The 20,541-nt window shown below is 59.8% G+C and carries 17 protein-coding genes; 12 read left to right on the forward strand and 5 right to left on the reverse strand.

Features of this window, described 5'->3' with window-relative positions:
* Nucleotides 1-92 precede the first annotated feature (92 nt).
* Nucleotides 93-2,450: a 1-deoxy-D-xylulose-5-phosphate synthase N-terminal domain-containing protein gene (locus ACYQ6M_RS09865; protein WP_077290336.1), complete on the forward strand. Its 2,358-nt coding sequence runs from the start codon at nt 93-95 to the stop codon at nt 2,448-2,450.
* A gap of 50 nt (nt 2,451-2,500) precedes the next feature.
* Here ACYQ6M_RS09865 and ACYQ6M_RS09870 read toward each other — a convergent pair whose 3' ends face one another.
* The 3 genes from ACYQ6M_RS09870 to ACYQ6M_RS09880 all read right to left on the reverse strand — a co-directional run bounded on the left by ACYQ6M_RS09870 (nt 2,501) and on the right by ACYQ6M_RS09880 (nt 4,769).
* Nucleotides 2,501-2,932: an RbsD/FucU family protein gene (locus ACYQ6M_RS09870; protein WP_460073564.1), complete on the reverse strand. Its 432-nt coding sequence runs from the start codon at nt 2,930-2,932 to the stop codon at nt 2,501-2,503.
* Complete coding sequence (locus tag ACYQ6M_RS09875; RefSeq protein ID WP_075281987.1) at nt 2,922-3,974, reverse strand: aldo/keto reductase; 1,053 nt, start codon at nt 3,972-3,974, stop codon at nt 2,922-2,924. Before ACYQ6M_RS09875 ends, ACYQ6M_RS09870 begins: the two co-directional genes overlap by 11 nt.
* A gap of 81 nt (nt 3,975-4,055) precedes the next feature.
* Nucleotides 4,056-4,769 (reverse strand): GntR family transcriptional regulator, encoded by a 714-nt coding sequence (locus ACYQ6M_RS09880; RefSeq protein ID WP_460073566.1) that lies wholly within the window; start codon nt 4,767-4,769, stop codon nt 4,056-4,058.
* A 205-nt stretch (nt 4,770-4,974) separates the two neighbouring features.
* Here ACYQ6M_RS09880 and ACYQ6M_RS09885 point away from each other — a divergent pair, with 205 nt between their 5' ends.
* The 6 genes from ACYQ6M_RS09885 to ACYQ6M_RS09910 all read left to right on the forward strand — a co-directional run bounded on the left by ACYQ6M_RS09885 (nt 4,975) and on the right by ACYQ6M_RS09910 (nt 11,818).
* Nucleotides 4,975-6,501 (forward strand): UxaA family hydrolase, encoded by a 1,527-nt coding sequence (locus tag ACYQ6M_RS09885; protein WP_460073568.1) that lies wholly within the window; start codon nt 4,975-4,977, stop codon nt 6,499-6,501.
* Nucleotides 6,502-6,546: 45 nt separating this feature from the next.
* Nucleotides 6,547-7,302, forward strand: a complete 756-nt coding sequence (locus ACYQ6M_RS09890; protein WP_460074621.1) for an SDR family oxidoreductase — start codon at nt 6,547-6,549, stop codon at nt 7,300-7,302.
* A gap of 36 nt (nt 7,303-7,338) precedes the next feature.
* Entirely contained in the window at nt 7,339-8,865 is a 1,527-nt protein-coding gene (locus ACYQ6M_RS09895; RefSeq protein WP_460073570.1) for a sugar ABC transporter ATP-binding protein, read from the forward strand.
* On the forward strand, nt 8,862-9,866 hold the full coding sequence (locus tag ACYQ6M_RS09900) for an ABC transporter permease (RefSeq protein ID WP_152507085.1): 1,005 nt from the start codon (nt 8,862-8,864) through the stop codon (nt 9,864-9,866). The genes ACYQ6M_RS09895 and ACYQ6M_RS09900 overlap by 4 nt, the downstream gene beginning before the upstream one ends.
* Nucleotides 9,867-9,941: 75 nt before the next feature.
* A complete protein-coding gene (locus ACYQ6M_RS09905; protein ID WP_022997686.1) occupies nt 9,942-10,886 on the forward strand; it encodes an ABC transporter substrate-binding protein in 945 nt (314 codons plus the stop codon).
* Between the two features lie 77 nt (nt 10,887-10,963).
* Nucleotides 10,964-11,818, forward strand: a complete 855-nt coding sequence (locus tag ACYQ6M_RS09910) for a fumarylacetoacetate hydrolase family protein (protein WP_062489284.1) — start codon at nt 10,964-10,966, stop codon at nt 11,816-11,818.
* Between the two features lie 277 nt (nt 11,819-12,095).
* On the opposite strand, the gene ACYQ6M_RS09915 is transcribed toward ACYQ6M_RS09910, so the two are convergent.
* Nucleotides 12,096-12,845 (reverse strand): SDR family NAD(P)-dependent oxidoreductase, encoded by a 750-nt coding sequence (locus ACYQ6M_RS09915; RefSeq protein ID WP_460073573.1) that lies wholly within the window; start codon nt 12,843-12,845, stop codon nt 12,096-12,098.
* A gap of 159 nt (nt 12,846-13,004) precedes the next feature.
* Between ACYQ6M_RS09915 and aptA the strand changes: the two genes are divergently transcribed.
* Nucleotides 13,005-14,348, forward strand: coding sequence for an omega-aminotransferase AptA (gene aptA, locus ACYQ6M_RS09920; RefSeq protein ID WP_201030410.1), 1,344 nt, complete (start codon nt 13,005-13,007; stop codon nt 14,346-14,348).
* A 40-nt stretch (nt 14,349-14,388) separates the two neighbouring features.
* Here the strand turns inward: aptA and pdxR are convergent, their stop codons facing one another.
* Entirely contained in the window at nt 14,389-15,870 is a 1,482-nt protein-coding gene (pdxR, locus tag ACYQ6M_RS09925) for a MocR-like pyridoxine biosynthesis transcription factor PdxR (RefSeq protein ID WP_460073575.1), read from the reverse strand.
* 261 nt (nt 15,871-16,131) lie between these two features.
* On the opposite strand from pdxR, the gene ACYQ6M_RS09930 reads away from it, so the two are divergent.
* The 4 genes from ACYQ6M_RS09930 (at nt 16,132) to ACYQ6M_RS09945 (ending at nt 20,535) form a co-directional block, all read left to right on the forward strand.
* On the forward strand, nt 16,132-17,271 hold the full coding sequence (locus ACYQ6M_RS09930) for an ABC transporter substrate-binding protein (RefSeq protein ID WP_075282063.1): 1,140 nt from the start codon (nt 16,132-16,134) through the stop codon (nt 17,269-17,271).
* 101 nt (nt 17,272-17,372) lie between these two features.
* Nucleotides 17,373-18,461, forward strand: coding sequence for an ABC transporter ATP-binding protein (locus tag ACYQ6M_RS09935; RefSeq protein ID WP_168687867.1), 1,089 nt, complete (start codon nt 17,373-17,375; stop codon nt 18,459-18,461).
* A 2-nt stretch (nt 18,462-18,463) separates the two neighbouring features.
* Nucleotides 18,464-19,387 carry an ABC transporter permease gene (locus ACYQ6M_RS09940; RefSeq protein WP_077290328.1) on the forward strand — a complete coding sequence of 308 codons (924 nt, stop codon included), beginning with the start codon at nt 18,464-18,466 and terminating at the stop codon, nt 19,385-19,387.
* A complete protein-coding gene (locus tag ACYQ6M_RS09945) occupies nt 19,384-20,535 on the forward strand; it encodes an ABC transporter permease (protein WP_460073578.1) in 1,152 nt (383 codons plus the stop codon). The genes ACYQ6M_RS09940 and ACYQ6M_RS09945 overlap by 4 nt, the downstream gene beginning before the upstream one ends.
* Nucleotides 20,536-20,541: the final 6 nt, after the last annotated feature.

Genomic DNA, 20,541 nt, shown 5'->3' on the forward strand with positions numbered 1-20,541 from the left:
AGACTTAGCCGAAAAGATTAGGAAATAGCAAGAAACCGGTTCTTGCCCGAAGATAGAGTAACGGCAAGTACGCACTTAACGGGAACGCCTCCATGAGCACCGAACACCTGAAGACCATCGAACAGCGCCTGTTGTGGCTGTCGCACTGGATGATCCATCACGCCAACCACGTGCGTCCGAAGGTGGATGGCATCAAGATCGGCGGGCATCAGGCAAGTTCGGCTTCCATGGTTTCGATCATGACGGCGCTCTACTTCTCTGTTCTCCGGCCGGAAGATCGGGTGGCGGTCAAGCCGCATGCCTCGCCGATCTTCCATGCGATCCAGTACCTGATGGGCAATCAGACGCGCGAAAAGATGGAAAATTTTCGCGGTTACGGAGGCGTTCAGTCCTATCCTTCGCGTACCAAGGATATCGATGATGTCGATTTCTCCACCGGTTCGGTTGGGCTCGGTGTCGCGATTACCTCCTTCGCGTCGCTGGTACAGGACTATATCGCGGCCAAGAGCTGGTCGGGCGACAAGCCGCTTGGCCGCATGATCGCTCTGGTCGGCGATGCTGAACTCGACGAAGGCAATGTGTATGAAGCCCTTCAGGAGGGCTGGAAGAACGATCTCAGGAACTGCTGGTGGATCATCGATTATAACCGCCAGTCGCTCGACGGGATCGTTCGTGAGGGGCTCTTTGATCGGGTCGAGAAAATCTTCGATGCCTTCGGCTGGCAGGTGGTCCGGGTCAAATACGGGGTCTTGCAGCGCGCGGCCTTTGCCGAACCCGGCGGCGACAAGCTGCGCCAGTGGATCGACGATTGCTCCAACCAGGATTATTCCGCGCTCACCTTCATGGGGGGAGCCGTCTGGCGCAAACGCCTGATGGACGACCTGGGTGATCAGGGCGATGTCACCGCGCTGATCGACCGCCGCTCGGATGATGAACTGGCGGACCTCATGGAAAATCTCGGCGGCAATTGCACCGAGACCATGGCGGAAGCCTTCGCCGCCATCGATCATGACAAGCCGACCTGCTTCCTTGCCTATACCATTAAGGGGTGGGGCACGCCGATTGCTGGCCACAAGGACAATCACGGCGGCCTGATGAACAAGACCCAGATGGCCGAGTGGCAGAAACACATGGGCGTTGCGGAAGGCGAGGAATGGGAGCCCTTCGCGACAGTGCCGGACGTTGGAGCGCTGAAGGCGTTTCTGGATCAGGTGCCGTTCTTTGCCAAAGGCACCCGCCGTTTCTCTGACGACAAGATCGCCGTACCTGCTATCGAGCTTGCCTCCGACCGGGATATTTCCACCCAGATGGCCTTCGGCAAGGTGCTGGATGATCTCTCCAAGGGCGACAGCAAACTGGCCGAGCGTATCGTTACGACCTCACCGGATGTCACTGGCACCACCAACCTTGGTCCCTGGGTCAACCGGCGCAAGCTCTTCGCCCGCAAGGCCATGGCGGATGCCTTCATCGAGCACAGGATTCCCTCGACTGCGAAGTGGGAGTTCACGCCGGAAGGCCAGCATATCGAACTCGGCATCGCCGAGATGAACCTGTTCCTGCTGTTGGGCGCTGCCGGTCTTTCTCATTCGCTTTTTGGCGAAAGGTTGATCCCCATCGGCACAGTCTATGATCCCTTTGTCTGCCGGGGGCTCGATGCGCTCAACTATGCCTGCTATCAGGATGCCCGCTTCATGATTGTCGGTACGCCATCCGGTGTGACCCTGTCGCCGGAAGGCGGTGCGCACCAGTCCATCGGCACACCGTTGATCGGCATGAGCCAGGACGGGCTGGCCGCTTTCGAACCCGCCTTTGCCGACGAACTGGCCGTGATCATGGAATGGGCCTTCGATTACCTGCAGCGCGACGGCGAGGGCGATCCGGACGAACGCACCTGGCTGCGCGACGAGACCGGCGGCTCCGTCTATCTGCGCCTGTCGACCAACCCGATCGAACAGCCCGTCAAACGGGCCGACGATGCCTTCCGCCAGGGCGCCATTGACGGTGCCTACTGGCTTCGCAAACCCGGCCCAAACTGCGAAGTTGTGATCGCCTATCAGGGCGTCGTTGCGCCCGAAGCCATCAAGGCGGCGGGAGAACTCGCCGGTAACCGGCGGGATGTCGGTGTTCTTGCCGTGACGTCCGCCGACCGCCTCAACGCTGGCTGGACGGCGGCGCAAAGAGCAAGGTCTCGTGGCAACGCGGCCGCCAGGTCCCATATCGAGCAACTGCTGGGCGATCTGCCCGGTCATTGCAAACTGATCACCGTGATTGACGGCCACCCGGCAACGCTCGCCTGGCTTGGCGGTGTTGCCGGCCACCAGACCATCCCGCTCGGTGTCGAACATTTCGGCCAGACCGGTACGATTGGCGATCTCTACCGCCATTTCGGTATCGACGCCGCGTCGATCATCGAGAAGGTGAATGGATTGACGCCGGGGCGGCGAGTCTAAGTGCGCCTGAAGCTAAAGGCAGGGGCTGGATGGCACGTGATGTCTGCAGGTCATGGCTCGATAATGCCCTTGGTCAGAATGATGTTGCCGTAGAGGCGGGTCTCGCCTGTCTGGACCACGGCAAAGGCATGGCTGGCCGCTTCATAAAAGGCGTGGCGTACCAGCGTTGAAATCCTGGCCGGCTTGTCGGCGGTGTCATCGATGATTGTCTGGAACTCGGCGACAATCTCCGGCACCGCGTCCGGATCACCAACCACCTGCATCGTTCGGGCGGGGGCGGCGACGAACGTGTCGAGCGGCATAACCGACAGGATCGCCTTCAGCGTGTCTGTTGCCGATATGCCATCGAGACGAACACAATCGGGACCGGAGCTTTCCGCCGGGAAATTGGCGTCGACAATGGCGATCTCGTCGCCGTGCCCCATGGCTCTGAGGGCATAAAGCAGCGAGGGGCTCAGGATGGGGGGAAGGTTACGCAACATGGGAGGTCTCGCTCGGCAAGGGGGCATCGGGGCGGATCAGGCCAGCAGACCTGAGGTCTGACCAGAGTGCGGCAGGGATATCGGTCTTCAAGAGAGCAATATTGGCTTCAACCTCGGCCGCGTTCACTGCGCCGGGGATGACGGTCTTCACACTTGGGTGTCCAAGCACGAACTGCAGCGCGGCCGCGATCAGCGGCACTGAATGGCTGCGGCAGACATCCTCGATCTTGCGCACGCGCTCAAGGATCTCCGGCGGTGCATCGGCGTAGTTGTATTTCGCACCGGGAACGGCCCCGGTTGCCAGAATGCCGGAATTATAGGGCCCGCCCAGAATGATGCCGACGTCCCGTTGCTCGCAAAGCGGCAGGAAACTCTCAAGGGCGTCCTGTTCCAGAAGCGTGTAGCGGCCGGCAAGCAGGAAACAGTCGAAATCGGCAAGGCCGAGCAGCTTTTGGCAAACCTGCCATTCGTTTACCCCTGCGCCGATGGCCGCAACGTCCCCGGCCTCTTTCAACTCGGTAAGCGCCTTGTAGCCGCCGAGGTCGAAAAGCTCGCGGACGCGGGCATCGCTGGCTTCCTGAGAGCCTTGCGAAAAGGCGCAGACGTCATGCACGAAAAGGATGTCCGCGTTGGCGACCTCCAGTCGCTGACGGCTTGCCTCGTAGCTGCGCATGACGCCGTCATAGCTGTAGTCGAAGACGATCCGCTTTTGCGGCACATCGACAAAGGCTTCCGGGGTCACCTCGTGCGGCTCGCAATCCAGTAGCAGGCGGCCGATCTTGGTGGAAAGCTGAATGTTCTCGCGGCCAAAACGCTTGATGGCTGTGGCAAAGCGCATTTCCGATCGGCCCAGGCCGTATTGCGGCGCCGTGTCAAAGTAGCGGATGCCGTTGTCATAGGCCGCCTGTAGGGCAGCCTGGGCATCTTCTTCCGAAACCTTGCGGTAGAGATTGCCGAGCGGCGCGCCGCCGAAACCCATCTCCGTCAGGTCGATTGGCCTAGCGGTTCTGCTGTTCAGCCGCTGTGTTCTTAGAGCGGTCATGTGTTTCCTCTGGATGTTTCCTCAGGATCAGTTTGAACGCCGCATGATCTGCGGTCTGGTGTCGGGCCAAGTGCCAGGTTTTCAGTCGAACAGGTCCGGTCTGGTCTCCGCGAGCGGTTCCAGGCGCGTGACAAGTTCGCTCAGGTGCTTTTGCATTGCCTGCCGTGCCCGTTCCGGATCGCGGTCGCGGATTGCTTCCACGATGACCCGGTGCTCGTCATAGGCCTCAAAGGCCCTGCCGCGCATGGGCAAAAGCAATTGCCGTGCCCGGTTGACCTGCATCCAACCGGTGGCAGACAGGTTGTGGAGCTTCGGGTAGCCGGTGAAGGAGAAGATAAGCTCGTGCATGCGCTCGTCTTCCCGGTAGAAGCCGGTTTCGTCGTGGTCTTCCAGGCAAAGAGCCTGCAGACGCAAATTGCGGTTCAACTCCGTCAACTGCTCTTCGGTGCGCTCCACCGCCACCTTGGAAACCGCCGCCAGTTCGATGGCTTCTCGCAGGAAGGCGCCCTCGCGGATTTCCGACATGGAGAATTTGGTCACGCGGGAGCCGGATTGGGGAATGACTTCGACAAGGCCTTCGCCTGCTAGCCGGGTGATCGCTTCCGTGACCGGCGAGCGGGAGACACCAAGCTGCTCGCAGATGACTTGTTTCCTGAGAAGGGTGCCCGGCGGCAGGTCCATCGCCAGGATGGACGAGCGCAGCGCCTCATAGACACGCTGTGCCAGCGAGCCGGACAGTTTGCCAATGTCGGGCAGGGTGATCTCGGGAAAATCTTGTTCGTTGGTTAGGGACATTGTCAACTCGATTGAATGCTAACATGTTAGTTGACACAGTTGCCCTGTCAAGCTAATCGTGAAGAAAGACCGGCCGTGCCGATGCTCCATGGAGAGAGCTCGGAGAAGAGTGAAAAGCTGATTGATGTCAGCGGGTTGAGAAGGGTCTTGTCATCTTGAAATGACAAGGCGGACCAACCGTAGCGGCCGTAGCGGGGAGAGAGACGTGTTGCAGCCTCATGCCAATTCGATCCTTCTGAATGCCGATGACAATGTGGTCATCGCCCTTCAGGATATTGCGGCCGGCGCAAGCGTTGCCCATGTTGACTGTCCGCTGCCCGGGCAGGTCATGCGTGGCCACAAGATTGCCCGCAGGCCGATCTCCGCTGGCGAAAACGTCATTCGGTACGGTCAAATCATCGGGCAGGCGAAGGCAGACATCAAGCCTGGGGAGCATGTCCATGTTCATAACCTCGGCATGGGCGATCACAGCCAGGACTATCAGCACGCCGAAGCCTCGATCCCGCTTGAGCCCGCAACCGAAGAGCGCACCTTTCTCGGGTACCGCCGGCAGACGGGGCGGGCAGGCACGCGCAATTACATCGGCATTCTGACCTCGGTGAACTGCTCGGGGTCCGTCGCAAAATTCATTGCGGAAGCTGCCGAGAAGTCCGGTCTGCTGGACGAGTTTCCGAATGTCGACGGCGTCGTGCCAATCGTTCACGGAACCGGCTGCGGCATGTCTGGCAAGGACGAAGGTTACGCAACGCTGTTCCGGACCCTGTCCGGTTATGCCCAGCATCCGAATTTCGCAGCTATCCTGCTGATCGGTCTTGGCTGCGAGGTCATGCAGATTGCCGATCTCGTCGGTGACCGCAAGATCCGCCCGGACGGCGATTTGCGCTACATGACCATTCAGCAGACCGGCGGTACGCGCAAGACCATTGAAGCCGGGCTGAAAGAGTTGCGGGCGCTTGCCGAACTTGCCAACAAGGCCGAGCGCACGCCGGTGCCGATTTCCGAAATCACCGTCGGCATGCAGTGCGGCGGCTCGGACGGATATTCCGGCATCACTGCCAATCCGGCACTCGGGATTGCCTCCGATCTTCTGGTCCGTCATGGCGGTACCACGATCCTGTCCGAAACTTCGGAGATCTACGGTGCGGAGCACCTTCTGACCCGCCGGGCGGTTTCCGTCGATGTCGGCAAGAAGCTGATCGAGCGTGTGCGCTGGTGGGAAGACTACACAGCCCGCAATGGCGGCGAGATGGACAACAATCCGTCGCCCGGCAACAAGCGCGGCGGATTGACCACAATCCTGGAAAAGTCTCTTGGTGCAGCGGCCAAGGGAGGCTCTGCCCCCCTTGTGGACGTCTACAAGTTTGGCGAACCAGTCGACAAGAAGGGGTTCGTCTTCATGGACAGCCCAGGCTTCGATCCATGTTCGGTGACCGGTCAGATCGCCTCAGGTGCCAATATCATCGTCTTCACCACGGGGCGCGGCTCCGTGTCCGGTTACATGCCGACCCCTTGCATCAAGCTCGCCACTAACAGCGAGATGTATGGCCGGATGTCGGAAGACATGGACATCAATTGCGGTGACGTGATCTCCGACAATGTCAGTCTGGAAGCCAAGGGCGAGGAGATCTTCGAAATGATCATCGCCGTTGCCTCCGGAAAACAATCGAAGAGCGAGGAACTCGGCTTCGGCGGAGTGGAGTTCGTGCCGTGGCAGATCGGTGCGGTGATGTAGCCGCATCCGGCAGAACGTTGTGACGATGCGCGGACTTTCGGGAGGATTTCAGTGCGCTTGAAAGATAAAACAATATTGGTGACGGCAGCCGGGCAGGGTATCGGTCGTGCAAGCGCGATTGCCTGCGCCAGGGAAGGCGCAAAGGTCTACGCCGCGGACATCAACGAGGAAACGCTGTCGACGCTTCCCGGCGAATGCCCCGGTATCGAGATCCACAAACTGGATGTCTGTGATCGCGCAGCCGTTGACGATCTGGCAAAAAAACTGCCGGCGCTCGATGGGCTCTTCAACTGTGCGGGCTTCGTTCACAACGGCACTGTCCTCGATATCACCGAAGATGACTGGGCCTTCAGCTTCGAGCTGAACGTCACCTCAATGTACCGGATGACGCAAGCTTTCCTGCCAGGCATGCGCGAACGCGCCAAGGCAACAGGTACGGCATCGATCCTGAACATGTCGTCGATGGCATCGTCCATCAAAGGCTTTCCGATGCGCACGGCCTACGGCGCCACCAAGGCAGCCGTGATTGGCCTCACAAAGGGTGTCGCAGCGGATTTCGTCAAGGAAGGCATCCGCTGCAACGCGCTATGCCCGGGCACTGTCGATACTCCGTCCTTGCGCGGCCGCATTGCTTCTGCACCCGACCCGGTGGAAGCGGAAAAGAATTTCATCGCCCGGCAGCCCATGGGCCGTCTGGCAACCGTCGACGATATGACGCCGATGATCGTCTACCTGTTGTCCGACGAAAGCCGGTTCGTTTCCGGGCAGGCACTTCTGGTCGATGGAGGTGTCACCATCTGACGGTGGCCCCTTTGTCGCGGTTTGGGAGGATCGCGCATGACAAATCTAGTGAGGATGACGGGGATCGAAAAACGCTTCCCCGGTGTGCACGCCCTCAAGAATGTCAGCTTTGACCTGAACAGCGGCGAAGTGCATGCCCTGATGGGCGAAAACGGCGCCGGCAAGTCGACGCTGATGAAGATCTTGTCCGGAATTTACCCCAGGGACGGCGGCGAGCTGCTGGTCAACGGTCAGGCCGTGGAGATCGATGGTCCACGGGCCGCCCAGGCGCTGGGCATCGGTATCATTCATCAGGAACTCAGCCTGATGAATGATCTGACGGTCGCGCAGAACATCTTTATAGGCCGGGAACCGCGCAAGCGTTTCGGCCGTCTGGACGAGGCGGCGCTCAACGCCAGGGCGCTCGAGATCTTCAAGTCGATGAACCTGAAGATGAACCCGAAGACGATCGTCGGTGAACTCACCATCGCCCGTCAGCAGATGGTCGAGATCGCCAAGGCACTGTCCTACCGGTCACGCGTCCTCATCATGGACGAGCCGACCGCCGCCCTGAATGATGCGGAAATCGCCGAACTCTTCACCATCATCCGCCGGCTGAAGTCCGATGGCGTGGGCATCATCTACATCAGCCACAAGATGGACGAGCTGAAACAGATCGCCGACCGGGTGACGGTCATGCGTGACGGCTCCTATGTCGGCACCGTTGATGCAGCGCAGACGCCTGTTTCCAAGATCATCTCCATGATGGTGGGCCGGGAGCTGACCAGCGAGGCCATCGTGATCCCCGATCTTTCCGACGCCGAGACGGTGCTGGACATACGAGGGTTGAACAGGGGGCGCGAGATCCGCGACGTCAGCTTTTCCGTCAAGAAAGGCGAGATCCTTGGCTTTGCCGGCTTGATGGGAGCCGGGCGGACGGAAGTGGCACGGGCGATTTTCGGAGCTGATCCACGTGACAGCGGCGAGATCCGGGTTCACGGCAAGCCCCGTTCGATATCGAAACCTTCCGACGCCGTGAAGGCGGGCATCGGATACCTTTCGGAAGATCGCAAGCATTTCGGTCTGGCCACCGGCATGGATGTTCGGACCAACGTGGCGCTGGCCAGCCTCGATCGCTTTTCCAGCCGGTTTGGCGTCCTGAATGACGATGCCATGCGTAAGACGGCGCAGGACTATATCGCCAAACTGGAAATCCGCACACCGTCCGACCGGCAGGAAGTCCGCCTGCTTTCCGGTGGCAACCAGCAGAAGGTCGTCATCGCCAAGTGGCTCTACCGGGATTGTGACATCCTGATCTTCGACGAGCCGACCCGCGGCATCGATGTCGGTGCCAAGTCGGAAATCTACAAACTGCTGAAGGCACTGGCCAACGAGGGCAGGGCGATCATCGTCATCTCCTCGGAATTGCCGGAGATCATGCGTCTCAGCCATCGCATCGCCGTCATGTGTGAAGGCCGTCTCACCGGCATCCTGCCGGGCGGTGAAGCCACCACGCAGGAAGACATCATGCATCTGGCGACGCTTCGGGCGCCATCTATGCAGCCAGAAGGATACCAGCAATGACCGCCGTCAACCCGTCCTCCTCGCCGTCGCTCGTTGCACGTCTGATCGAGACAGGGGCGCACCAGAAGCTGTTGGCCTTCGCCAGCCTGGTTCTTCTGCTGATCGGTTTCTCGATCGCTTCACCCAACTTTATGCAAACCTCCAACATGATCGCGATCCTGCAGGCGACCTCGGTCAATGGCGTCTTGGCTGTTGCGGCAACCCTGGTGATCATCACCGGCGGGATCGACCTTTCCGTCGGAACCTTGATGACGTTCTGCGCGGTCATCGCAGGCGTCGTTCTGACCAATCTCGGCATGCCGCTGCCGCTCGGTGTGGTTGCCGCCATCGCGACCGGTGCGCTGTGCGGCCTGTGTTCGGGCACCTTCATCGCCAAGATGAAAATCCCGCCGTTCATCGCGACCCTCGGTATGATGCTGATCCTGAAAGGCCTGTCGCTGGTGATTTCCGGAACCCGGCCGATCTATTTCAACGACACGCCCGGCTTCGACCTGATTTCCCGTGGCTCGCTCATAGGCGACATTTTCCCGGCTCTGCCGATCCCGAACGGGGTTCTGATCCTGTTCCTGGTGGCCGGGGCTGCGTCCTACATTCTCGGACGCACGGTGCTTGGCCGCTATACGTTCGCGCTGGGCTCCAACGAAGAGGCGGTTCGCCTTTCCGGCGTCAATACCGATTTCTGGAAGATGTCGGTCTACGCCCTGGCTGGCTCCATCTGCGGCATCGCCGGCATCCTGATCGCATCGCGCCTCAACTCTGCCCAGCCGGCGCTCGGCCTGGGGTATGAGCTGGAAGCCATCGCGGCCGTCGTAATCGGTGGCACGTCGCTTTCCGGTGGGCGCGGAACGGTTCTCGGGACCCTGATCGGCGCCCTGATCATGGCCGTCCTGACCAACGGTTTGCGGGTCCTGTCCGTCGCCCAGGAGTGGCAGACGGTGGTGACCGGCGCAATCATCATCCTGGCCGTTTACGCGGACATGGTGCGCAGGCGTAAAGCCTGAGTTTCATCAACACACAAGAGGGTGGTCACACCCCGGTACCGGACCTTCCGTCCAACCCAACCACAGGAGAGGAATATGCTGAACAGACGTACTCTTATCGGAGCTGCAAGTGCCGCTGCCCTGATGCTTTCCGGGAACTTTGCCTTCGCCCAGGAAACCTACATTCCGCTCATCTCCAAGGGTTTCCAGCACCAGTTCTGGCAGGCCGTGAAGGCTGGAGCCGATCAGGCCGCCTCGGAGCTGGGTGTCACCATCACCTTTGAAGGCCCGGACAACGAGACCATGGTCGACCGCCAGATCGACATGCTGGCCGCTGCCCTTGCCAAGAACCCGACGGCAATCGGCTTTGCCGCTCTCGACAGTCAGGCCGCCATTCCGCTTCTGAAGCAGGCTCAGGAAAAGGGAATCCCGGTCATCGCCTTCGACAGTGGTGTCGACAGCGATATTCCGGTGTCGACAGCGTCGACCGATAACATTGCTGCTGCAGCACTGGCTGCCGACAAGATGGCAGAGCTGATCGGCGGAGCTGGCCAGGTTGCCGTGGTGGCACATGACCAGACCAGCCGGACCGGCATCGACCGTGTCGACGGTTTCGTCAACCAGATGAAGGCAAATCATCCGGATATCGAGGTCGTCACCGTTCAATATGGCGGCGGTGATCATCTGAAGTCGACAGAACTCACCAAGGCCATCCTGACAGCCAATCCGGATCTGAAGGGCATCTTCGGTGCCAACGAAGGGTCTGCCCTTGGTGTGGTCAACGGTGTCTCTGAAATGGGCAAGTCCGATGTGGTCATCATCGGCTACGACAGTGGCAAGGCCCAGAAGGATGCGATCCGCAACGGCGTCATGGCCGGTGCGATCACCCAGAACCCGGTCGGCATCGGCTACGAGACCGTGAAAGCAGCCCTCGAAGCATCGCAGGGCAAGGAAGTTCCGGCGCATATCGACACCGGCTTCTACTACTACGACAAATCCAACATTGACGATCCGAAGATCGCTGCTGTCTTGTACGACTGATCGATTTTGTCGTAACCAACCCCATCGAGCCCGGTTGCTCGCGCAACCGGGCTCCAACCATTCAAGGACGATCCTTTATGAAATTGCTGAGATTTGGCGCTCCGGGACAGGAAAAACCCGGAGTTCTCGATGCCGACAACCGCGTTCGTGATCTTTCTTCCGTTGTCGCGGATATCGCCGGAGATGCTCTTCTGCCTGAAAGCATTCAACGCCTGCAGGGGCTCGACGTCGCTTCGCTGCCACTGGTGGAGGGCGCACCGCAACAGGATCTGCGCGTCGGGCCTTGCGTCGGCAATATCGGCAAGTTCATCTGTATCGGCCTCAACTATGCCGACCACGCTGCTGAATCCGGCATGGATGTGCCGCCGGAACCGGTGGTCTTCAACAAGTGGACCTCGGCCATTGTCGGTCCGGATGACGACGTCAAGATCCCACGCGGCTCGCAGAAAACCGACTGGGAAGTCGAACTCGGCGTCGTGATCGGCAAGGGCGGTGCCTATATCGAGGAAGCCGATGCGATGAGCCATGTCGCCGGATTCTGCGTGATCAACGATGTCTCCGAACGCGAATTCCAGATCGAACGGTCCGGCACCTGGGACAAGGGCAAGGGTTGCGATACCTTCGGCCCGATCGGCCCCTGGCTGGTAACGCCGGATGAAGTCGGCGACTTCGACGATCTCGGCATGTGGCTGGAAGTGGACGGCAAGCGCTACCAGAACGGCTCCACCAAGACGATGGTCTACCGGGTACCGTTCCTGATCTCCTATCTCAGCCGCTTCATGAGCCTGCAGCCTGGCGACGTCATCTCCACCGGCACGCCTCCGGGTGTTGGCATGGGGCAGAAGCCGCCGGTCTACCTCAAGGGCGGCGAAGTCATGACGCTTGGCATCGACAAGCTGGGCAGCCAGACCCAGAAGGTGACCAAGGCCTGATCGTTCGGGATCTTGCCTGCACAATGACGGCCGGACGCGGAGACGCGTTCGGCCGTTGACGTTTTGGAGGAAGGGACGCGCGGCATCTCCTGCTTGTCGTCCCGGTTTGTCGCGTCAGCGTCAAGACCGGGATCCAGTATCCTATGTGGCCGGTGAGGGGCAGAGGCGACTTCGTGCGATTACTGGATCCCTGCCTTCGCTGGGATGACAAGGTGCATGTGGACAGATTGATAAATCCGCTTTGTCCGTGGACGAGCAGCGCCGCCACAGGTTCTCTTCAGCCCTCTCTGGCGATCTGCCAGCCGGCCCAGGACTGGCTGACGGGCATCAGTTCCAGCGAGTTGATGTTGAGATGCGGGGGCTGTGTCGTGACCCAATAGACCGTGCTGGCGATGTCTTCCGGCTGGATCGCGTTGGCGCCGCCATATAGAGCATCGTAGCTTTCCTGGTTGCCACCGGTACGCACCAGTGTGAATTCGCTTTCGCATAGGCCCGGTTCGATGGAGGTAACCCGAACTCCCTTGCCGTGAAGATCCGACCGCAGGCCAAGCGAGAACTGGCGCAGGAACGCCTTGGTTCCCGCATAGACGTTTCCGCCCGGATAGGGCCAGTTGGCAGCAATGGAGGAGATGTTCACGACCATGCCCTTGCGCTCGATCAGTTTCGGCAGAAGCTGGTCGGTGATGGTGACGAGACCGGTGATGTTGGTATCGATCATGGTCTTCCAGTCGGAGAGTTTCGTTGCCGGTGCCGAAGCCGTGCCGAGGGCAAGGCCGGCATTGTTGACGAGGATGTCGATCTCCTGAAAGTCCTCCGGCAGGCTGGCGAGGGCCGCAGTTGTTGCAGCTTCGTCCATGATGTCGAAGACAAGCGCGTGAAATGCCTCGCCGAGATCCGTCTTCAGCTTTTCCAGCCGATCCGCGCGCCGGCCGGTACCGATAACCTTCCATCCGTTTTGCACGAACAGCCGGGCCATCGCCTGACCGAAGCCAGAGGTCGTTCCGGTAATGAGGATTGTGCCGCTCATGAGCCTGCCTTTCCGAAGTATCTGAAACAGTCGCTTGACCGGACCATAGGCAGCTGCCCCGCCAGCACAACGCCAAAAGCGGGCTTTGGGCCTCTGGCTCCTATGAATTCAAGCGCTGGCTCTACGGCGGGTTTGCGACTGGTCCTAGGAGTGATGGGAATGCTCCGATCTGAAGGACCCTGCGCCATGACCCAGATGCCGATCAACATGGATCACCACTGGCTTCCGTTCACCAACAACCGTCTCTTCCACAAGGAACCGCAGATGTTCGCGCGGGCAGAGGGCGTGCGGTATTGGACGCCTGAGGGGCGGGAAATCCTGGACGGATCTTCAGGCCTGTTCACCTGTGCAGCGGGGCATGGCCGCAAGGAGATTGCCGAAGCCGTCTACAAGCAGCTTCAGGTTCTGGATTATTCCCCGCACTTTCAGCGCGCGGCGCCGATTTCCTTCGAACTTGCCGAGGCGCTCAGCGGAATTCTGCCGGAAGGTCTCGACCGCATCTTTTTCGGGTCTTCCGGGTCTGAGGCAGTCGATTCCGCCATCAAGATCTGCCTTGCCTATCACAAGGCCAAAGGCGAGCCTCAGCGCACCCGTTTTGTTTCGCGGGCCTGGGCCTATCACGGGGTCAACCTTGGCGGCACGTCACTGGCGGGCATGGTCAACAACCGGCGGGACTTTTCCGGCGTTACCTGTGACGTCGTCCATATGCGCCACACCTGGAACGAGGATCAACGCTTCACGAGGGGGCAACCGCAAGACGGAGCGTGGATTGCCGAAGATCTGGAAGAGATCTGCAAGACCTACGGTGGCGAGACCATTGCCGCGGTCTTCGTCGAGCCGATTGCGGGTTCTATCGGCACTATCGTGCCGCCCGTCGGATACTTGCAGAAGCTGCGCGAGATCGCCGATAAATACGGCATTCTGCTCGTGTTTGACGAAGTCATCACAGGTTTCGGCCGGACGGGCTCAGCCTTCGCGGCACAGGAATTCGGTGTCACACCGGATGTCATGACGATGGCGAAGGCGATTACCAACGGTGCGATCCCCATGAGCGCTGTCGCGGTGAAGACGGAGATCCAGAAAGCCGTCATTGATTCCATCACCGCGGATCGGCCGGAACTGATGCACGGTTATACCTACTCCGCCCATCCGGTTGCCTGCGCCGCAGCTTTGGCAACACTTGGCATCTACAAGACCGAAGGTCTTTTCGAGAGGGCGGCAAGCCTCTCGTCAACATTCCTCGATGGCGTTTTCAGCCTTCGCAATCTGCCTCATGTCCACGATTTGCGTGGTCATGGCATGATGTCCGGTATTCAGCTGACACCGGGCGAAACGCCGGGAGCAAAGGGATCTCTGGTGCAGCGGAAGCTGTTCGACGAAGGCCTGCATGTCAAAGCAACCGGTGATGCGCTGATCTTCGCCCCGGCACTCACTACATCGGAAGAAGATCTCTCGATGATGATCGATGTCCTCCAGAAGGTCTTGGGCAAGGCAGAGCTGTAAGCTGCCAGTCACGGGGTATCCCGGCTTTGAGCCGGGATCGCTACCTGCTGTCCGCCAGAAGTTGTCCGAGCAGCTTGATGCCCGGCTCCATCTTTTCTTCAGCAATTGCACCGAAGCCCAGGCGGATCCGGTTTCGAGGACTATTCGGGGAGAAATACCGGTCATCTCCTGCCTCGATCAGCAGACCTTGCCGCGCGGCTCTCGATTGCAGTTCCGCAGCGCGGATACTCTCCGGTAGCCTGATCCACACGCCTGACCCGCCCGTCGTGACCGTTGCCTGACAGGTCGGCAGATGCGTTTCGATGAGCCTGAAGATCTTCTTCCATTTCTGCGACAGCACCTTTCGCTGACGTCGGATATGGGAATCATAATGGCCCTCGGACAGAAAGATTGCCATCGCCCGCTGGTCGAGTGCTGAGGGGTGCCGATACATCAAGCGTCTGAGTGCCCGAAGCTCTCTGATAATGCGCCTGTCTGCCGCGATGAAACCGAGCCGCAATCCCGGAAACAGGGCCTTGGAAAGACTGGCAACGTGGATGACACGTCCGGTACGGTCGAAACTGCGCAAGGACGGTTTCGGTGCGCCGATGAAATTCAGCTCATGCTCATAGTCGTCTTCCAGGACGATGAAATCATGCGTTTCGGCATGGGCCAGCAGCCGCAGACGCCGCTCCATCGACATGGTGACGTTGGTTGGGGACTGATGGCCAGGTGTCACATAAACAAGTCGTGCCCCCTTCAGCTCGTCTCCAACCCGCATGCCGTTTGAATCGACCGGGTGATACTTCAGCTCTGCCCCAAAGGATTGGAAGATGTTGCGGGTGTCCACATAGCCGGGCTCTTCCATGTCCGTCCTGACCCCGGGCCGGCAAAAGAGCTGTGCCACCAGGAAGAGGGCATTCTGGGCGCCGACAGTTACCAGAATCTCGTCCGGCTCTGCCCGGAAGCCCCGTTGCGGCAGCATCCGGCGGATGATCTGGTTGACCAGCATCGGGTCGTCCTGATCGACCAGATCGCCGATCCAGGTCGGGGCGTGCTGGGCAGTGCCTGCCAACCGGACACAATCGCGCCAGCGCGCGACGGATGTCTTGTCCGGAGCAAGCTGGCCATAGATGAAAGGGTAGGGGTAGGACTGCCAGTCGGCTGGTTTTGAAATGTTTTCCTGGGCCGCGTAGCTGTAGGTCAGAAAGGCTTGCGGATTGAACGGGTGCTCCGCAGTGGGCAGGATGTCCTTGGCGTGATCATCCACCCGGATGTTGAGCTGTTCGCGGATGTGCCGTTCGTTGATGAAATACCCGCGCCGGCTGACCGACTTCAGATAACCGTCCTCAACCAGTCTCTCATAGACGATGGCGACCGTGTTTCTGGAAACCTTTATCTCGCTGGAAAACACACGGGTTGCCGGCAGCGGTTCGTGCAGGGGCCACACACCGTCCAGAATGGCCTCGATAAGCCGTTCCTGAATCTGGTGCTGCAATCGTCTGCCCGGATCGAAGGGCGTGTCGAAATAGGTGGCAAGCATTTGAACTTTTTGGTCGTCCCTGAATTCGGTTGGCCCGAAGGCGGCAGTTTGAAGCTGTTTCCCGAACCTGCAAAGCCCGGCAATTCCTCTGGCTCCATAGTTTTCACTCTCTGGCTCTAAGGGTGAATATTGCACCGCAATATCCTTTCTTGCAACGCGGCGCAGGATCGTCCGGGCAATGCGACCCTTTCCAAAAAAATGCGGCCTGTAACGCGCCAGAACGAGGAACAGTTTGGTGAGACCAACAGTGAAGGGGAAGTCATGATCAGTTTTAAAAAGGGAGCATCCGCAACGCGGCGCGATTTCCTGAAAACCGCAGCCGCGGCAGGCGCAGGGCTGTCCATGCCGGCAATCGTCAGCTCCAGCGTGCTGGCCTCGTCCGGTGAAATCAACATCATGATGTGGTCGGACTATCTGCCGGAAAGCTTCGTCAACGGCTTCACGGACAAGACCGGCATCAAGATCAACTTCACCGGCATCGGCTCCAACGAAGAGATCATCAACAAGCTGAAGGCCACCAACGGCGAAGGCTTCGACATCGTTTCACCGACCGTGAACCGCAATCTTCTGTGGGCAGAACTTGGCCTGTTGCAGCCGTTCGACATGTCGAAGGTCGCGCTCGACAAGGTCAACCCCTCCATGGCACTTGGCGAAACCCACTGGAACTTCGACGGCAAGGGCGTCTTCTGGCTGCCGCATATCTGGGGCACGGAAGGCATTGCCTGGCGGACGGACGCCTTTGTTCCCGGTGGCGAATTCCCGAGCTATTACGATGTCTGGGATGAAGCCAATGCCGGCAAGACGATGGGCCGTGGACATTCCATGCTGCTTGGCCTCGGTCTCGGCCTTGAAGGCCGCGGCGAACTGGAGCCGGGTTCCATGTGGGCTGCTTACGAGAGCCCGGAAAAGATGGACGAGGTCTGGACCAAGGTCGTTGAGGCCGCCATTGCCAAGAAGCCCAACATCAAGCTGATCTGGAACGATGCGGATACCCAGAAGAACGGTCTCTTGAACGAAGGCGTGATCGTCGGCCAGACCTGGGACGGACCTCCGCTTGCCCTGAAAACGGCTGGCGAGCCGGTCATGTACCGGGCGCCGAAGGAAGGTGCGATGGCCTGGGTCGATGGGCTGGCCATGCCGACCGGGGCGAAGAACATTGACCAGATCTATGCCTTCATCGAGACCGCTTATGACGCCAAGCTCGCCGGCGAAGCCATCAAGACCCACGGCTACAATTCACCGGTAATCGGCGCGGCCGAATTCGGCGGCGAAATCTATGCCAAGAACTTTGCCGATGCTTATCCGGGCGAAGCGCTGGACAACCTGAATGCCTGGCCGGCGGAAGCTCCCTGGTACTCGGAAAAGCGGACCGAATACACCAACAAGTTCCTGTCCGCTTAAGGCCTCTCCGGCTTTCTCAATGGCGGGTGCCGGGCGCAATGCGTCCGGCGCCAGGCCGCCCTTTTTCCGTCTCCCTTTCCCGCCGTCCTTCTGAGAGCGCCATGGCCACAAAAGATATTGTTCTGGATCACGTTTCCATTCGTTTTGGGGCCTATACCGCGGTCGACAATGCACATCTCGTCATCAAGGGCGGCGAGTTCTTCTCCTTCCTGGGGCCGTCCGGCTGCGGCAAGACCACCTTGCTGCGGTGTATTTCCGGCTTCTCCGATCCGTCCGAAGGTCGGGTGCTGATCGGCGGGCAGGACATGAAGGGCATCGGCCCGAACAAGCGCCCGACGGCGCTGATCTTCCAGAACCTTGCTCTCTTTCCACTGATGAGCGTCGCCGACAACATCGCTTTTCCGCTGGAGGTCCGGGGCATCGGCCGCAAGGACCGGCGCAAGCGGGCAGACGAACTTCTGGACATGATCGCGCTTCCCGGTGTCGGCGACAAAAAGGTGCACGAACTTTCCGGCGGTCAGCGACAGCGCGTGGCGATTGCCCGTGCGCTGGCGGTCGAGCCGGATATTCTGCTTCTTGATGAGCCACTGTCCGCGCTCGACCTGAAACTGCGCCACCACATGCGCACCGAATTGCGTGCTATCCAGCAGCGCGTCGGGCTGACCTTCATTTATATCACCCACGATCAGGGTGAGGCCCTGACGATGTCGGACCGCGTCGCGGTCATGAACTCCGGCGTTATCGAGCAGGTCGACCCGCCGGAAACCATCTACAATCGGCCGAAGACTTCGTTTGTCGCCTCATTCGTGGGCGAGACCAATGCCATCGAAGGCAAGGTCGCCCAGCAGTCGGAAGCGCTGGTTTCCGTTGAAACGCCACTCGGCCGCCTGCAGGGAAGGGCAGCAGGCGGACGTCAATACAAGGCGGGCGAAGACTGCATCCTGTTCATTCGGCCTGAGCAACTGAGCCTTGGCGATGGTGCCCCCAACAGCCTGACAGCAAATTGGGTGAAAGAAGAGTTCGAAGGCAATTCGCGGCAGATGTTCCTGGAAGCGAACGGTGTCCAGCTTCGGCTCACCCGGGTCAACCTCGGCGGTGCGCCGGACAATCTCTCCGGTGGTGCTGTATCGCTCGGCTTCACGCCTGAGCAGGCAATCGTCCTGCCGCATGGCGCACTTGCGGGAGCGTGAGGATGAAAGCGCTTCAAAACGTATTCAGGGAAATTTCCGGCAAGCACGGTCTTGGCGCTGCATCGTTCGTTGCCGTGGCGGTCCTGTTCTGGGTCATCTGCCTGATCACGCTGCCGCAGGTGGCAATGCTTGACTATTCCTTTCGGTTCAACCTGCCGGCAGCTGATGTCGGTGGACCGCAAGATGTCTATACTCTTGAAAACTATTCATATTTTTTCCAAGGCAACGACGGCACGGTCAACACGCTCGATATCGGTATCCTGTTCAAGACCCTGATCGCGGCGGTGTTCGTCACCTGTATCGACATTCTGCTTTGCTACCCCATCGCCTTCATTCTCGCTCATTCGGCCACTGGCGTCGCGGCGCGGATGATGGTCATCGGCCTGATCGTGCCTTTCTGGGTCAACGAGATCCTGCGTGCCTTTGCCTTCCGTGTCCTGTTCGGCTCAACGGGCCTTATCAACGGCATCGGCATGTCGGTGGGGTTATGGGATCAGCCCGTCGATTTCATCCGGGCTGACGTCGCGCTCTATTCCGGGCTGACCTATGCCTACATCCTTCTGATGGTGTTCCCGATCTTCAATGCTGTCGAGGCGCTCGACCGCAACCAGATCGAAGCGGCAAGGGACATGGGCGCAAGCTGGTGGCGGGTGCATTGGCGGGTGGTGCTGCCGGTTGCCAAGCCGGGCATCGCCTCCGGGGCAACCATGGTGTTCATGCTGACGGCAGGTGCGCTTGCAGCACCCCAGATTCTCGGCGGTCCTTCCAATCTCTGGTTCACCCAGCTCATCTACCAGTGGTTCAACGAGAGCGCCAACTGGCAACGCGGTTCGGCCTATGCGGTGATCCTGCTGATTGTCTGCATTTCCTTCGTCATGATGCTGATGCGGATCTTCAAGGTCTCCATCGGGGAGATCGGCCGATGAACCGGGGCACAGGCGGCCGCGTGGTCGCGGCAGGCTTCTCCCTGCTTTTCTTCACCTTCCTGTTCGGGCCGTTGATCATCATGGTGATCACGGCGTTCAATTCGTCCTCTTTCCCGCGGATCACGCCATGGGAATGCTTCACGACGGATTGGTTTGGTGTCCTCTTCGCCAATGACCGTCTTATGAGCGGGCTGGCCAACAGCTTGGTGATCGCCATCAGTGTGGTGGTCATTGCCGTGCCGATCGGGCTGGCGGGAGCGCTTGCGCTATCGGAGCTCGGACCGCGCCTGCGTGCGGCGCTCTACACGGTGCTGATCACGCCTATCCTCATTCCGGGCGTCGTTCTCGGCATCTCGACCATTGTCTTCTGGGGCGCTTTCGGCAGGTCCGTCGGGGCGGACTACGGTTCGATCTTCTATAACGGCATGTTCCTGACGCTTGCCGGTCAGGTCACCTTTATTTCCGCCTATGCAATGCTGGTGTTTCTCGCAAGACTTCAGCGATTCGATCCGATCCTGACGGAAGCCGCGCTCGACCTCGGCGCGACGCCGGGACAGGCCTTCCGCAAGATCCTGTTGCCGTTCCTGTGGCCGGCCATCGGCTCTGCCGCGTTTCTGACCTTCCTGGCGTCTTTCGAGAACTACAACACCACCGTCTTCACGATCCTCTCCGGCAATACGTTCACCACGGCACTGGCTTCCAAGGTCCGTCATGGGACAGACCCTTCCTTGTCGGCGCTGGCGGTCATCATCATCGGTATTACGCTGATCGGGGCAGTGGTCCACGAAGCCCACATGCGGCGGAAGGAAGTGATGCGGACCGGCACAGCTGCGCGTTCCCGCATTTACGGCAATCCGGTTCTGCGAACGCTCGTCCACCCGCTGACGATCTTCGTGATCCTTCTGGGTGTTGCAGGCTTTGCCACCTATCAGGGTTCGCAGCACGATGCTGGCGTTTGCAAACAGCAGATCCTCGATGACAAGCGCGCGCGTCAGCAGGAACTTCTGGAGGAGCAGCGCCGGAAGATGGAAGCGCAACAGCAGAACCAGGCACCTGCGTCCACGGCGCCGGTTGAAGCGCCGGTGAAAGCCAATCCGTCGCCCTTCGGCGGGGCCTTCAAGCCCAATGGTTTGAAACCAGGCGAGTAACAAGTG

The organism is Roseibium sp. ROS1 (genome assembly GCF_054658215.1).